The following is a 15,015-nucleotide window of genomic DNA, read 5'->3' on the forward strand; positions in this document are numbered from 1 at the left end:
GATATGGCCCTGTTCTCCCGCCGCAAGAAGTCCGCTGACGACGTCGTCGCCGACCAGATCGAGACCCAGACAGAGACCGACGAGTCTGCCGTCGACGCTCCCGAAGAGGCAGAAGCAGCCTCTGAGGTGACCGAGGCCGCCCCGACCATCGGAATCTCCGTGCAGGCGTTCCGCGGTGTGGGAGCCCAGGCAGGCCCCGAGGTCGCGCTCCCCGACCCCGACGCGGCCCCCGCGTCTCCGGCGGCCACCGCCACTCCGGCCCCGGCAGCACCCGCAGCCGCACCCGCTCCCGAAGCCGAACGCCGTCTTCCGCTGGCCCCCGCGCTGCCGCCCGAGCAGACCGAGACGGTCGCGGGCATGAAGGACAACGTCCTCCTCCGCGAATCGCTCAAGCAGGTCGAGCAGGGTGCCACGAACGATCAGCTCCTCGGGGTGCTGCGCCAGGCACTGCAGGGGCACCTGTACATCCGGGTGAACGGCGACGCACGTGCCCAGATCAGCGAAGGCAAGCCCCTGGCCGTCGCCGTGGTCCGTGACGGCGACCGTCAGTTCATGCTCGCATTCAGCTCGGCCGCCGCTGTGCGCGACTCGGTGCAGCTCGAGAAGGACCCGACCGCGACGTCCGCCGTCGCCCAGCCGACGACCTCGGTGCTGCAGCAGGTCGTCTCGGGCGAGTTCGCGGGGCTCATCGTCGACAACGCCTCGGCTCCGCACCGTGTGGTCTTCCCGACCGAGCTGCTGCAGAAGGCGCTCGAGCAGGCCGACGTCGACATGACCGTCAAGTCGATCGTCGCTGCTCCGCGCGAGCAGGACACCGCAGCCAAGCTCGGTGAGGCGCTCGCCACCAAGCGCATGTGGGTCGCCGTCAACGAGGGCAACCCCAACGGGCAGGTCGGCATCGCCGAGGCGCAGACCCCAGACGGCAAGCGGTTCCTGCAGCTGTTCTCGCACCCGCTCGAGGTGCTCGCTCTCGGTCGAGGCGACCGCCCGCTGCCGTTCGAGCCCGAGCAGCTCGCCAAGCTCCTGTCGAGTCACATCGACATGGCAGGTGTCGTCGTCGACCCGGCCGGCCCCACCATGGTGGTCGAGCGAGACGCCCTCACGTCGGTGCTCATCCTGGCCGTCGACCTCGACGCCTGACGGTCTTCCGCGCGCCGCACGTGCGCTCTAGGGTCGGAGCATGGCCTCAGAACGCGTGACCCTGACCGTCGTCGATCCGGACGGTGAGCGCGAGGTCGTGCTCTCGAGCCCGAACAAGGTCGTGTGGCCGAAGGTCGGCATCACGAAAGCCGAGCTCGCGGAGTACTTCCAGCTCGTCGGCGCGCCCTTCCTCGAGGCGAACGGCAACCGACCGGTCTCTCTCGAGAGGTTCCGCGACGGCATGGGCAGCGAGGGGTTCTTCTCGAAGAACCCGCCCAAGGGCACACCCGACTACGTCGATGCGGTGACGGTCACGTACAACAGCGGCCGGCGGCATCCGCAGATCGTGCTGAACCGGCCGAGCGCGATCGTCTGGGCGGCGCAGATGAACACGATCGTGTTCCACCCGTGGGCGTCTCTCGCCTCCGACCCCGACAACCCCGTCGAGCTGCGGATCGACCTCGATCCTCAGCCTGGCACCGGGTTCTCCGACGCTATCCCGGCCGCGCACGCGCTGCGGGAGGTGCTGCGCGAAGTGGGGCTGAACGCATTCGTGAAAACCAGCGGCAACCGCGGATTGCATGTCTTCGCCCCGATCCAGCCGACGCACGAGTTCCTCGACGTCCGCCACGCGGTGATCGCGGCCGGGCGCGAGCTGGAGAGAAGGATGCCCGAGCAGGTCACGATGAACTGGTGGAAGGAGGAGCGCGGAGAGCGCATCTTCATCGACTTCAACCAGGCGAATCGCGATCGCACGATGGCCGGCGCCTACAGTCCCCGAGCACTCCCCGAGGCGACCGTGTCGACGCCCGTGCACTGGGACGAGCTCGACGGTCTCGACCCCCAGGCGTTCACGGTCCGCAGCATCCCGAAGCGCCTCGCGGAGGTCGGTGACCCGTGGGCGGGGAAGCAGAGTGCGCCGGGCCGCATCGACACCCTGCTCGAATGGTGGGAACGCGACAAGGAGGCGGGGCTCGGCGAGCTGCCGTTCCCGCCCGAGTTCCCCAAAATGCCGGGCGAGCCGCCGCGCGTGCAGCCCAGCAAGAAGGTCGCCGCGAACTGGGACGAGAACGGCGACCCGGTCGACGAGTGACCGTCAGGCGATGACGTCGGCGAGGTCGTAACCGGCGACGGTGTCGAGCTGGTCATAGGTGCACGAGCGTGCGTCGCGGTCGGGGCGCCAGCGCTCGAACTGCACGGTGTGGCGGAATCGCGCTCCTTCGAGCTGGTCGTAGCGCACCTCGAGCACGAGCTCGGGGCGCAGCCGCACGAACGACACGTCCTTCGAGCCGCTGAAGCGTGAGCGTTCTCCCGCACCGGTCACGGCGTCGCCTGCGTCGTCGCGTTCGACGAGCGGCGCGAGCTCGTCGACGAGCTCCCTGCGCCGGACGTCACTCCATGCCGCGACACCGCCGACCTGGCGCAGCGTGCCGTCGGAGTCGTACAGGCCGACGAGCAGCGATCCGACGCCGGAGCCGGACTTGTGGATGCGGTATCCGAGGGCCACGACGTCGGCGGTGCGCGCGTGCTTGATCTTGCTGAGTGTGCGCTTGCCCGGGGCGTACGGCTGATCGAGCGGCTTCGCGACGACGCCGTCGAGACCTGCCCCCTCGAACTCCGCGAGCCAGCGCACCGCGGCGTCGCGGTCACGGGTCGCGCGGGTGATGTGCAGCGGATGTTCGACGTCGGCCATGAGCGACTCCAGGCGTTCGCGCCGTTCGGCGAACGGCGCGCTCAGCAGATCCTCGTCGCCGAGGGCGAGCAGATCGAAGGCGATGAACATCGCCGGGGTCTCGTCGGCGAGCTTGGTCACGCGCGATGCCGCGGGGTGGATGCGCTGGCTCAGTGCCTCCCAGTCGAGCCGCTGTGCGCCGTCGGGTCCGGTGGCGACGACGATCTCGCCGTCGAGCAGGCACGGCCCCGGCAGCACCCGGGGGATCGCCTCGATGAGCTCGGGGAAGTAGCGGGTCAGGGGCTTCGCCCCGCGCGATCCGATCTGGACGGTGTCCCCGTCCCACGAGATCAGCCCGCGGAAGCCGTCCCACTTCGGCTCGAACAGCAGCCCACCCGTCGTCTTCGCGGGGTCGGGCACGGAGGCTGCCGCTTTCGCCAGCATGGGGGAGGGTATCTCGTAGCGCATGGGTCCATCCTGGCGGTGGTGGCGCTGCGGCAGAAGGGGTGTCGCTCGCGAACGCGCCTCAGTCGAACAGGTCGTCGAGGGTCACGCGGGTGCCCGCATCCCTCAGCGCGGTGCGGGCGGCGTGCCATCCGGCCATACCGTTCACGCCGGGGCCGGGCGGCGTCGAGGCCGAGGCGAGATACACGCCGCGCATCGGCGTGCGCCACGGTGCCGGGCCGAGCACCGGCCTGCGCAGGGCCTGTGGGATCGTGAACGCGCCGCCCAGGATGTCGCCGCCGATCTCCGACGGGTTGATCGCCTCGCGAGACGATGCGGGCACCGAGTGGTGCGCCAGGACCAGGTCGCGGAATCCGGGGGCGAAGCGCTCGACCTGACGGGTGATCAGTTCGGTGGCGTCGAGGTCGGAGTTCTGCGGCACGTGGATGTAGGCCCACAGCACAGCCTTGCCCTCAGGTGCCCTGCTCGGGTCGAAGACCGATGGCTGCACGGTGAGCGCATACGGCCGATCGCTGATCCGGCCACGCGCGACGGCGTTCTCGCTCTCCCAGACCTCGGCAGCGGTGCCGCCGATGTGGACGGTCGGCGCTTGGGCGACGTCAGGGTTCGTCCACGGGATGGGCCCGTCGAGCGCGAAATCGACCTTGGCGGCGGCCGGACCGTAGCGGTAGCCGCGGATGGCTCGTGCGTAAGCGGCGGGGATCTCGGGGTGGGTGAGTGCGAGACGCGGCGACGTGTTCAGCAGCAGCACGTCGCCCCGGTCGGGGTCGCCCCAGTCGAGCGCACTCAGGTCGGTGACGTGCACACCGGACTCGACGGACCCGCCGTGCGACTCGATGTCGGCGACCATGCTGTCCGCGATGCGCTGGGCTCCGCCGCGCGGGTACATCCAGCCACCGGCATGCGCCTGCGCAGCCAGCAGCAGGCCCGCCGCCGCTCCCGCGAGCGAGGGGAGAGGCGTGTTGGCGTGGGCGAGGACTCCCGACATCAGCCCCGCGGCCTCGTCGGTGCGGAACGAATGGTTGGCGAGCGGCGTGCCCTGGTCGAGCATCCGCAGTGCGAAGCGCAGCGCCGTGACCGGCTCGCGGGGGATCCGCAGCATCTGGTTGCCCGTGAAGTCGACGACTCCGTCGACGTGGGTGCTCAGCGGACGCAGCAGCGAGAGCCACGCGCGCTCGTCGACGCCGAGGCCCGCGGCGGTGCGCTCGATGTCGCGCCAGGCGATGCCGGCGCGTCCGTCGTCGAGAGGGTGCGCGTACGAGATGTCGGGGGTGATCCACTCGATCCGCTCGGCGAGGCCGAAAGCCTGGAAGAACGACGACGACAGCGCAGCCGGATGCACGGCGGCGCACACGTCGTGTCGGAAGCCGGAGAGAGTGGATTCGGCAGTGCGCACACCGCCGCCGATGGTGTCTGCGGCCTCGAGGACCTGCACCGCGTAGCCGGCGCGAGCGAGTGTCACGGCGGCGGCAAGGCCGTTCGGGCCGGAGCCGATGATCGTCGCGCGAGCCATTCGGCCAGTCTTCCATGCTCAGGCGTGAGATCCTTGAAGAAATGAATGAAGTTCAGGGCCCGACCCCCACAGGCAACTCCCGTCCGTACCGAACCCTCGCGGAGGCGCTTCGCGCGCACCGCATCGCCGAAGCGAACCACGAGTTCATCGCGGCGATCACGGATGCCATCGGCATCTCCTCCTACATCGACCGCGGCCGCTACATCGAGGCGATCCGCCGTGGTGAGGGCGCTGCGCTCCACATCGGCAAGACCTACACCAACGGCTTCACGGAAGACGAGGTCGTCGTGATCGGCTCGACGCCGCTGCGTCTGCAGCCGAGCGAGGGCCGCGCGCCGTTCTTCTATGTGACGCACCCGAGCGAGTTCCGCCCGATCGCGCCGGTCAAGGCCAAGCGGTCGACCACCCCGCGCGCCGCCGCGGCGCCGAAGGTCCAGCGCACCCCCAAGTTCGTCGAGCGCGACTATGGCGTGTGCGACGTCTGCTTCATGGTGAAGACGCCCGCCGGGGGCTGCGGCTGCGACTGATCACGCGAGGCGTGCCGTCACCCCGGTGAGCGCCTCGGAGATCTGCCAGATGCGGGCGGCTGCCGCGTCGTCGCGCAGCCGCGAGTAGAGCTTCTGCGGCCCTGGTCCGCCGCCCAGGTGGCCGAGGCCGGACGGGCCGTAGAAGCCTCCGCCGACGGCATCCGCAGCTGTTGCGGCGTACAGAGCCGGCAGGCCTGCGGTCTCGGCCGTCCCGAGGAGGATTCCGCGGCGTGACAGTGCGTCGATGACGCGCCGCGCTGTCGTCTGCGTCGCCCGTCCGAGCTCGGGTTGCGCAGCCAGCAGATTCGTCGGCGCGACCCCGGGGTGCGAGAGCATGCTGCGGATTCCCCACCCCTCTGCCCTGCTCCGCCGGTCGAGTTCGAGCCCGAACAGCCCGAAGGCGATCTTCGACTGGCTGTACGCGCGCATCCCGTTGTACGAGCGCTCCCACTGCAGATCGTCCCAGTTGATCGCGCCGCTGTCGGCCGCGACGCTGATCTGCGAGACGACGCGCGCCTTCCCCTCGACGAGGAGCGGCAGCAGCCCACCCGCGAGTGCGAAGTGTCCCAGGTGATTCGCGCCGAACTGCAGCTCGAATCCGTCCGACGTCGTGCGCCTGGTGGGCGGCGTCATCACTCCCGCATTGTTGATGAGGATGCTGATCGGCGTGCCCTCCTCGCGCAGGTTCGCAGCGAGGGAGGCGACCGACTCGAGGGATGCGAGGTCGAGATCACGCAGCGACAGGGACGCGTCCGGCACCGCACGGCGGATCCGTGCGATCGCCGCGTCGCCCTTCTCTCGGTTGCGCACGGGCAGGATGACCTCCGCGCCCGCAGCGGCGAGCCGGCGCGCGATGCCGAGGCCGATCCCGTCGCTGGCGCCGGTGACCACCGCTCTGGCACCGTGCTGCTCGGGGATGACCGGGTCTGTGTTGTTTCGCGGCATGTCCGCCCTATTCCCTGTCGACGACGATGCTCTCGCGAGGCACGGGTGGGCATCCAGGGATCGTCGATCCGTGGATCGATGACCGGTCCGCTGGTACAACGGATAAGACGACGGGAGGCGGCGCATGGCGATCGACAGACGGGGGCTCGCGGAGTTCCTGCGCGCACGCCGCGAGGCGCTGCAACCCGAGGATGTCGGGCTGACGCGTGGGGAGCGCCGCCGCACGAGCGGGCTCCGTCGGGAGGAGGCGGCCGCGCTGAGTCACATGTCGACCGACTACTACTCGCGGATCGAGCAGGAGCGAGGCCCTCAACCCTCCGAGCAGATGATCGCCTCTATCGCTCAGGGGCTCCACCTCTCGCTGGCCGAGCGCGACCACCTCTTCGCCCTGGCCGGCCACACGCCGCCACCGCGAGGTGCCGAGAGCGATCATGTGAGCCCGGGGATGCTGCGGATCTTCGACAGGCTGCAGGACGACACACCTGCCGAGGTGGTCACCGAACTCGGGGAGACGCTGCGCCAGAGCGCGCTCGGCGTCGCTCTCGTCGGGGATCTGACCCGTCTGCAGGGGCCCGCCCGCAGCATCGGGTACCGCTGGTTCACCGACCCGACGGCACGGCAGGGATACGACCCCGACGACCATGAGTTCCTCTCACGACTGTGGGTGTCGGGACTGCGAGAGATCGCCACCCTTCGGGGGCCGGGTTCACGTGCCGCCCGGTACGTCGAGCTTCTGCTGTCCCGGAGCGAGGAGTTCGTGCTGCTCTGGGAGCGACATGAGGTCGGTCTCCGTCCGCCGGGCACCAAGCGGTTCATCCACCCCGAGCTGGGCCGCCTGGACCTCTCATGCCAGACGCTCGTCGACCCGGAGCAGTCGCACGCGCTTCTGGTCTACACGGCTGCACCGGGAAGCGAGAGCCAGGAGAAGCTGAGGCTCCTCTCGGTGATCGGCGCCCAGAGGTTCACGCCCGAGTCCGATGCCGTCGGGGCCGCCGAGCACCCCGACACCTGATGGTCGGATTCGCCCAGCCGGTCAGGCGAAGGCGCTCATGCCGGTGATGTCGCGTCCGAGCAGCAGAGCCTGCACGCTCTCCGTGCCCTCGTAGGTGTGGATCGCTTCGATGTCGGCCATGTGCTGCATCACGCCGTTCTCGAGCAGGATGCCGTTGCCGCCCAGCAGATCGCGGGCGACGGACGCCACACGCCGTGCGGCACGCGTGTTGTGGAACTTCGCCAGCGATGCCTGGGTCGGACGGAGCTCGCCCGCGGTTTCCAGGTCGGCGAGGCGACGGCAGTAGAGCTGCATCGCGGTGAGGTCCTCGAGCATGTGGGTGAGTCGCTCCTGCACCATCTGGAACTTCGCGAGCGGCTTGCCGAACTGGATGCGCTCCTTCGAATACGCGAGGGCGGCCTCGTAGCAGGCGGTGGCATGACCGAGCGCAGACCAGGCCACGCCTGAGCGGGTCGCATAGAGCACGATCGAGGCGTCCTTGAAGCTCTTCGTCCCAGGGAGCACCGCGTCGAGCGGCACGCGAACGTCGTCGAGCACGATGTGCGCCTGGTGGATGGCGCGCAGCGACGCCTTGCCGCGGATCGGCGTCCCCGTGTATCCGGGTGTCTCCTGCTCGACGAGGAAGCAGCGCACGGCACCGTGCTCGGGGGCTTTCTCGTCATCGACGCGCGCCCACACGAAGGTGATGCCGCCCGAGGCGCCGTTTCCGATCCACTTCTTCGCGCCGCGGATGACCCATTCGTCGCCGTCGCGCCTGGCCACCGTCTCGAGCGAGACGGAGTCCGACCCGTGGTCGGGCTCGGTGAGGGCGAAGGAGCCGAAGACCGATCCGTCGGCGAGAGAGGTCAGCCACTTCTCCTGCTGCTCATCCGAGCCGAAGAGCGCGAGGGTCCGCAGCGCCAGACCGCCCTGCACGGCGAGCACGGTGCCGAGCGACCCGTCGCCGCGCGAGATCTCCATGTTCACGAGGCCGGCGGCGAGGGGGGAGAGTCGGGTGAGCGACGGATGCTCGATGCCGTCGACGACGAGATCCATCTCGCCCATGCGGCGGGCGGCGTCGAGAGGGTACTCGGCGCGGTCCCAGGCATCCGCCATCTGCGGCCCGACCTCGTCGATGTACGCCTTCGCGCGGTCCCAGGCAGAGCGGTCGGCGTCGGGGATGTCGGCGAAGACGGCGTAGTAGTCGCTGTCCTGTCGTCCGGTGATGTCGTACGACGAGACGCGCTCGCCGGGGAAGGGGGAGACTGCGGTGCTCATGGTGACTCCTTCGTGGCACCAAGTATCGTACTCCTCGATACTCGGTTCCACGACTCGGGATGCGTCGGAGCCCCGTGCGCGGTCAGAAGACCTCTTGGTCAGTCCGGTTGCGAGTCAGTCGAGTTGCGTGCGCAGGCGCCGGGTGACCTCGGCGATCGGCATCGAACGAGGGAACACCGCGACGACGACATCGTCCGGCGCCTCGGCGACTGCGTCGGAGGGCACGCCGTATCGGCGGCGGACGTCGGCGAGAGCGGTCTGCAGCGTCGAGAGCGGCACCTTCTTCTTGCCGCGCAGCAGCTGGCGCAGAACGTGGTTGTGCACGGCGGTGACGAGGGCCGAGAACCCGACCGCGTCGAGAGGATCGATGCCGGGAAGCGAGCTGCGCAGATAGTCGTCGAACAGCCGCTCGTAGCGGAACACCGTGATGATCTCGCGCTCGCGGAGCACCGGCACCTGACGGACGATCTGATAGCGGCGACGCGCGAGCTCGGGGTCGTGAGCGAAGTGGGCGAAGACCGACTCGGATGCCGCGCACACCGCGCCCCAGGGGTCGTCGTGGCCCTCGGCGAGGAATGACCGCAGCTGCTCGAGCAGCACCTCGTGGTCGGCGAAGACGACATCCTCCTTGCCGCCGAACTGTCGGAAGAACGTCGAACGCGAGACCCCCGCGGCCTTCGCGATCTGCTCGACGGAGGTCTGGTCGAAGCCCTGCGATGCGAAGAGCTCGAGTGCAGCGGCCACAACGCCGGTGCGCAGTTCTGCGGATTCGTGCATGGGACGAGCCTAGACCTCGGCTTCGAGCACCGCAGACGCTGCGTCTACGATGAGCGGGTATGCGTCCAGGGGGGATGAACGATGATGGTGCTGCGTAGATGGACGGCTCGTGTTGCTGCGGTGGCGTGTGCGCTGGGGGTGGTGCTGGTGCCGAGTGCGGCGGCGGCGCAGGACTTCTCGGGCGGTGGGCCGCTCTGGTACATGGATGCTATGAAGATTCAGGCGATCCACGACGCGGGGATCACAGCGGAGGGCGTGACGATCGCGGTGCTCGATGGGGCGCTCAACCCGAACGTTGCGACACTTCAGGGCGCTGACATCGAAGTGCGCGACCTTCTGCAGTGCCCGGACCCGACTGATCCTGCTCCATCGGCGTTCGAGTCACTGCAGCACGGGAGCTCGGTCACTTCTTTGATCGTGGGTAAGGGGACGTCGGAAACCGGCTCCGGCCCGGTGGGGATCGCTCCGGATGCGAAGATCCTCTACTACGGCGCACTGCAGACCGACTGCGATGTCGATGCCTTCCCCGCAGCCCTCGCGGATGCCGTGGCGCAGGGTGCCGACATCGTGTCGATGTCGGGTGGATACCGACGTCTGGACGATGAACTGTCTGCGCCCGCTGCCGCCGCAGTCGCGGACGCGCTCAGGGCAGGGGTTCTGGTCGTGGCCAGCCTCCCGAACGCCGACTCGGTGTGGGAGAACGAGCTCGGAGACATCAATGGCGTGGTGAATGTGGCAGCGGTCGATGCCATGGCACAGGCGGCCAAGAAGCGCGATGGATCTGACATGGCCAACGAAGATGTCGATGTGGTCGCTCCCGGAGTGGATGTCGCGGGCGTCGGGTGGGACGGCACATGGGGCATGTCAGCATGGTCGGGCAGTTCCGCCGCCACCCCGATCGTCGCTGGAGTGCTCGCCCTCGGAGTGCAGAAGTGGCCCGACGCCACAGCCTCGCAGCTGCTGCAGTCGATGATCCGCAATACGGGGTCGACTCCGCACGAGCTTGAGTGGTCGAACAAGTTCGGCCACGGGATCGTCAACGCCACTCGACTGGTGCAGGAGGACCCATCGCAGTACGCGGATGAGAACCCGCTTTTCACCGACGGCCAGGCCCCGACGTTCGACGAGGTCTACTCAGCGCCGGAGTCTGCAACATCCGAGGTGCCGGACGCGCAGGCCGACGCAGGGCCAGGAGCGCTGCCGTGGGTGCTCGCAGGGGGTGGGGCGGTGGTGGCCCTCGTGACGGTGACGCTCATCACGGTCATCCGCAGAAGACGAGGAGGTGTTGCCGATGCGTGAACCCGGGAGAGAAAACTTCGATCTCGGCAACGTGTTATGGGCAGTGTCGACGCCGTCGACTATCATGGGTCGCCGGAGGGTGGGACGCGCTGGCGTCCCTGACGGAGGGGAAGATCATGGCAGCGCAGATCGGTGCTGACTTCGAGCAGATGCTCGAGAACATCCACACGCTCGTGAAGGGCATCGAAGCGGCCGGAGTGGGGTCGCGCGGTACGGAAATCGACGGGTTGAGAACCAACACCACAGCCACCTATCTCGACTCCGCCTCGGGCTTCGCGGCCGAGATCGAGCGGATGATCGGTCAGCTCGCAGCAGACGTCGCGGCGTTCCGTGACGCTCTCAAGTCGACTGTGGAGGAGAAGCAGCAGTCCGAAGAGAACCTTTCCGCCACTCTGTCCCAGATTGCGCAGGTCGTGGACGACCCGTCGCTCACTTCGACGACTCAGCTGGAGGCTGGCACATCGACGTCCGCTGCTCCGGTCGTGGATCCGTCGGGCGACGGTTCCTCGACGGATGACGGCGGTAGCAAATCGGGCGGATACTGATGCGGCTTCGCCGGTGGCCGGTGGCGCTGTTCAGCGCGGCGCTGCTGCTCGGAGGGTCGAGTCCCTCGCCCGCCGCTGCTGCCGATGATTTCAGCACGGAAGGGCCGCTCTGGTACCTCGACGCGATGAGGATCCCGGCGATCCACGATGCAGGGATCACCGGTGAGGGCGTCACGGTAGCGGTGTTCGATGGGGCGCTGAATGCCGACGTCCCCACGCTGCAGGATGCGGACATCGAGGTGCGCCCGATCGATGGATGCCCTGACCCGCTGGCGACCTCCGCCGTCGAGGCAACGAAGCACGGTACATCCGCGACCTCACTGATAGTGGGCAACGGGACTTCCGCTAGTGGAGCCGGTCCGGTCGGCCTAGCGCCGGGCAGCCGCGTGCTCTACTACGGGGTCCTCCAAGAGTCATGCGATGTCAAGAACATCGCCGCCGCGATCGACGACGCTGTAGCGCAGGGGGCGGATATCGTCTCGATGTCCGGCGGGTATGGGCGACTCGCCGACGAACTCTCCGAAGACACCGTCGACAGCGTCGCAGCCGCACTTCGTGCGGGGGTCATGATCGTGACGGCGCTGCCGAACAGCGATTCGACCTCGATCCCCGAGCTCATGACGGTAAACGGGGTCGTCAACGTCGCCGCGGTCGACGGAGCCGCGCAGCCGGCGACGCAGCGCGACGGTTCCGGCATGACCAACGCGGACGTCGACGTCGTCGCCCCAGGCATCGACGTAGCGGGCCTGGGGTGGGACGGCACCTGGGGCATGTCGGCGTGGTCCGGTACTTCCGCATCGACCCCGGTCGTCGCCGGCCTGCTCGCGTTGGCGAAGGACAAGTGGCCGGATGCGACCTCGTCTCAGTTGCTGCAGTCATTGATCCGGAACACCGGGTCTGAACCGCACGAGCTCGAGTGGTCCAGCAGCATAGGTCACGGCGTCGTTAACGCCACAAGGCTCATCGCGGAGGACCCCACCCAATATCCGGATGAGAATCCGCTCTTCAAGGAGGAGCAGTCGCCGACGTTGGACGAGGTCTACGCCGCGCCCGATCCGACGGAGGTTCCCGTCCCGGCGCCAGGGGAGGAATCGTCAGCAGTGCCCTGGTTGATCGGCGGTGGAGCTGTTGTCGTCATTGCGATCGTGGTGGTCGCCGTGGTGGTTTCGAGGAAGAAGAACGTAGGAGGTCGTCGAGATGTATAACCCCAATGTATGTACACCCACCATGTTCGAAGACGAGTTGCGCGCTTTGTCCTCGACGCTCACCTTCGCTGATCCCCAGCTCGAGGAAAGATTGAGAGCCGTCGACGAGTTGCGTCGCGCACTCTCGGCAGTGCGCGAGATTCCCGGCTGGAGCGGAGACTCGGCTGAGGGTGCCGAGGGCCTGCTCATGCGGATGGAGTCGAACACGAACCAGATCAAGTCGACGCTCAACCTGCTGAAGAGTTCTCTCGACGCGTCGACTCACGCCACGGCTGCGAGTGCCGCAGCGGCGCTCCGCGACCTCCCGTCCGCGTCGGCGGAAGGATTCCTCGCGGACCTCGGTCGCAATTTGTCGGGGCTCACGGACGGATGGGGTGCAGCTGACACGGGCGAACTGGTCGCGCAGGAGGAAGCGAGGCTCGCGGCTGAGCGAGAGAATGCCGCTATGGTCGCGCTGAAGGCGATCCGTGGCGATCTCGTCACGGGAGCGACGACGTCGTTCGACAGCCCCGAGATGCGGGCGGTCGATGTTGGCTCGATTCCCCCGCCCGTGATCGATGTCGAGGGCATCGACTCGCGCGTGCCTCCCGTCGGCAGCAACGGACCCTCCGGCGGTCCCGGCACGTCGCCGGGCGGAACCGGCGTCGGCAGCGTGCCTCCGCCGCAGGTCGGCACGTGGGTCCCCGGCGGTGGCGGCGACGGCGGCTGGGTCAACGGCGGCAATGGCGGCTCGGGTGGCGGCAACACCGGCACCATCGGGGACAACGGCTGGGACAACGGTGACAACGGCGGTTCGGGCGGCAACGGCGGCTCCAACCCCAGCGTCGACTCGCCGAACGGCGGCACACTGCCGGGATACCCCGGCATCGGTGGCGGCGGAGGCGGCGGAGGTCTGCTCGCCGGCGGATCCGGCGGTTCGGGCACGCTCGGCGCGGCGGTCGTGGGCGGCGCAGGCGCCGCGGCGCTCATGGGTGCACGCTCGGCGTCGCTCAATGGCGCGGGCGGCGCAGGTCTGTTCGGCGGTGGCGGAAGCGGTGCCGGCGCAGGTGCGGCCACGGCCGGACGCGGACTGCTCGGCATGGGCGGTGCGACCGGACCCGGCGGGCTCGGAGCAGCAGGCTCGGCATCCGGCTCGGCGACCGGTGCTGCCGGCGGAACGACGGCGGGCGCGGGCGGCCGCTCGATGGCGCCGGGCATGATGGGCGGAGCGGCCGGAGACGACGAGAAGCGTCGCGACCGCTCCGGTCTCGGTGGCCCGATCGCCCCCAAGCTCGAAGACGACGAGGAAGCCGGACCCCGGTCGCGATCCGCCCAGGCGGGCAGCCGCGACACGCTCGGCTGACCCCGTCTCCATACCGATATGCGCTCCCGGCGGCCCTTGGGCCGCCGGGAGCGTTCAGTTCGAGGTAGTAGGCTGGGCGACTGGTCGATGTCTCGACATCGAGAGAATTACCAGACAGCAGCCCAGTGAAGGAACCACAGTGGATCTGTACGAGTACCAGGCACGAGACGTTTTCGAGAAGTACGGAGTGCCGGTCCTCGCCGGCATCGTCGCCGACACCCCCGAGGAGGTGAAGGCAGCCGCTGAGAAGATCGGCGGCGTCGTCGTCGTCAAGGCCCAGGTCAAGACCGGTGGTCGCGGCAAGGCCGGCGGCGTCAAGGTCGCGAAGACCCCCGAAGAGGCATACGAGGCCGCGAAGGCGATCCTCGGTCTCGACATCAAGGGCCACATCGTCAAGCGCGTCATGGTCGCGCAGGGTGCGCGCATCGCCGAGGAGTTCTACTTCTCCGTGCTGCTCGATCGCGCCAACCGTTCGTACCTGAGCCTCTGCTCGGTCGAGGGCGGCATGGAGATCGAAGAGCTCGCGGTCGAGCGTCCCGAGGCGCTCGCGCGCGTCGAGGTCAACCCGCTGACCGGCATCGACAAGCAGAAGGCGGTCGAGATCGCTCGCGCCGCCAACTTCCCCGAAGACCTGATCGAGAAGGTCTCCGACGTCTTCGTCAAGCTCTTCGACGTCTACAAGGGCGAAGACGCGACTCTCGTCGAGGTCAACCCGCTGGTCCGCACCGAAGAGGGCGACATCATCGCCCTCGACGGCAAGGTCACGCTCGACGACAATGCCTCCGAGATCCGCCACCCGGAGCACGAGGCGCTCGAAGACAAGGACGCCGCCGACCCGCTCGAGGCCAAGGCCAAGAAGAGCGGCCTGAACTACGTCAAGCTCGACGGCGAGGTCGGAATCATCGGCAACGGCGCAGGACTCGTCATGTCGACGCTCGACGTCGTCGCCTACGCCGGTGAGAACCACAACGGTGTCAAGCCCGCCAACTTCCTCGACATCGGCGGCGGCGCCTCGGCTGAGGTCATGGCCGCAGGCCTCGACGTCATCCTCGGCGACCCGCAGGTCAAGAGCGTGTTCGTCAACGTCTTCGGCGGCATCACGGCCTGCGACGCCGTCGCCAACGGGATCAAGGGCGCTCTCGAGACCCTCGGCAGCGCGGCCTCCAAGCCGCTCGTCGTGCGCCTCGACGGCAACCGCGTCGACGAGGGCCGCGCGATCCTCGCCGAGTACGCGCACCCGCTCGTCACGCTCGCCAGCACCATGGACGAGGGCGCCGACAAGGCCGCCGAGCTCGCAAACGCCTGAGACACAAGGA

Annotated in this window: 14 protein-coding genes; 9 read left to right on the forward strand and 5 right to left on the reverse strand. The window is 68.6% G+C overall.

Translation table 11 applies throughout. The features are described from left to right. Positions 1-3 precede the first annotated feature (3 nt). The gene (locus MRBLWH13_RS02395; protein WP_341956728.1) at positions 4-1,140 is read left to right on the forward strand and encodes an SseB family protein; all 1,137 of its coding nucleotides are present in this window, start codon (positions 4-6) and stop codon (positions 1,138-1,140) included. A 40-nt stretch (positions 1,141-1,180) separates the two neighbouring features. Continuing rightward, positions 1,181-2,233: a non-homologous end-joining DNA ligase gene (ligD, locus tag MRBLWH13_RS02400; RefSeq protein WP_341956729.1), complete on the forward strand. Its 1,053-nt coding sequence runs from the start codon at positions 1,181-1,183 to the stop codon at positions 2,231-2,233. Between the two features lie 3 nt (positions 2,234-2,236). On the opposite strand, the gene MRBLWH13_RS02405 is transcribed toward ligD, so the two are convergent. Next, a complete protein-coding gene (locus tag MRBLWH13_RS02405) occupies positions 2,237-3,280 on the reverse strand; it encodes an ATP-dependent DNA ligase (protein ID WP_341956730.1) in 1,044 nt (347 codons plus the stop codon). A 58-nt stretch (positions 3,281-3,338) separates the two neighbouring features. Further along, a complete protein-coding gene (locus MRBLWH13_RS02410) occupies positions 3,339-4,790 on the reverse strand; it encodes an NAD(P)/FAD-dependent oxidoreductase (protein WP_341956731.1) in 1,452 nt (483 codons plus the stop codon). Positions 4,791-4,831: 41 nt separating this feature from the next. On the opposite strand from MRBLWH13_RS02410, the gene MRBLWH13_RS02415 reads away from it, so the two are divergent. Then, positions 4,832-5,317: a hypothetical protein gene (locus MRBLWH13_RS02415; protein WP_341956732.1), complete on the forward strand. Its 486-nt coding sequence runs from the start codon at positions 4,832-4,834 to the stop codon at positions 5,315-5,317. Here the strand turns inward: MRBLWH13_RS02415 and MRBLWH13_RS02420 are convergent, their stop codons facing one another. Then, positions 5,318-6,262 carry an SDR family oxidoreductase gene (locus MRBLWH13_RS02420; protein ID WP_341956733.1) on the reverse strand — a complete coding sequence of 315 codons (945 nt, stop codon included), beginning with the start codon at positions 6,260-6,262 and terminating at the stop codon, positions 5,318-5,320. Positions 6,263-6,386: 124 nt separating this feature from the next. On the opposite strand from MRBLWH13_RS02420, the gene MRBLWH13_RS02425 reads away from it, so the two are divergent. Then, positions 6,387-7,274 (forward strand): helix-turn-helix transcriptional regulator, encoded by an 888-nt coding sequence (locus tag MRBLWH13_RS02425; protein WP_341956734.1) that lies wholly within the window; start codon positions 6,387-6,389, stop codon positions 7,272-7,274. A 21-nt stretch (positions 7,275-7,295) separates the two neighbouring features. Here the strand turns inward: MRBLWH13_RS02425 and MRBLWH13_RS02430 are convergent, their stop codons facing one another. Together MRBLWH13_RS02430 and MRBLWH13_RS02435 are read right to left on the reverse strand one after the other, a co-directional pair. Further along, positions 7,296-8,531 (reverse strand): acyl-CoA dehydrogenase family protein, encoded by a 1,236-nt coding sequence (locus MRBLWH13_RS02430; RefSeq protein WP_341956735.1) that lies wholly within the window; start codon positions 8,529-8,531, stop codon positions 7,296-7,298. A 114-nt stretch (positions 8,532-8,645) separates the two neighbouring features. Beyond that, the gene (locus MRBLWH13_RS02435; RefSeq protein ID WP_341956736.1) at positions 8,646-9,308 is read right to left on the reverse strand and encodes a TetR family transcriptional regulator; all 663 of its coding nucleotides are present in this window, start codon (positions 9,306-9,308) and stop codon (positions 8,646-8,648) included. 81 nt (positions 9,309-9,389) lie between these two features. Here MRBLWH13_RS02435 and MRBLWH13_RS02440 point away from each other — a divergent pair, with 81 nt between their 5' ends. The 5 genes from MRBLWH13_RS02440 to sucC all read left to right on the forward strand — a co-directional run bounded on the left by MRBLWH13_RS02440 (position 9,390) and on the right by sucC (position 15,005). Beyond that, entirely contained in the window at positions 9,390-10,607 is a 1,218-nt protein-coding gene (locus MRBLWH13_RS02440) for a S8/S53 family peptidase (protein ID WP_341956737.1), read from the forward strand. A gap of 116 nt (positions 10,608-10,723) precedes the next feature. Next, positions 10,724-11,152 (forward strand): hypothetical protein, encoded by a 429-nt coding sequence (locus tag MRBLWH13_RS02445; protein ID WP_341956738.1) that lies wholly within the window; start codon positions 10,724-10,726, stop codon positions 11,150-11,152. Further along, complete coding sequence (locus tag MRBLWH13_RS02450) at positions 11,152-12,357, forward strand: S8/S53 family peptidase (protein WP_341956739.1); 1,206 nt, start codon at positions 11,152-11,154, stop codon at positions 12,355-12,357. The genes MRBLWH13_RS02445 and MRBLWH13_RS02450 overlap by 1 nt, the downstream gene beginning before the upstream one ends. Before the next feature lie 22 nt (positions 12,358-12,379). Beyond that, positions 12,380-13,699: a hypothetical protein gene (locus tag MRBLWH13_RS02455; RefSeq protein ID WP_341956740.1), complete on the forward strand. Its 1,320-nt coding sequence runs from the start codon at positions 12,380-12,382 to the stop codon at positions 13,697-13,699. A 139-nt stretch (positions 13,700-13,838) separates the two neighbouring features. Further along, positions 13,839-15,005: an ADP-forming succinate--CoA ligase subunit beta gene (sucC, locus tag MRBLWH13_RS02460; protein ID WP_056309122.1), complete on the forward strand. Its 1,167-nt coding sequence runs from the start codon at positions 13,839-13,841 to the stop codon at positions 15,003-15,005. Positions 15,006-15,015 lie beyond the last annotated feature (10 nt).

It is taken from the genome of Microbacterium sp. LWH13-1.2 (assembly GCF_038397735.1).
GTDB lineage: Bacteria > Actinomycetota > Actinomycetes > Actinomycetales > Microbacteriaceae > Microbacterium.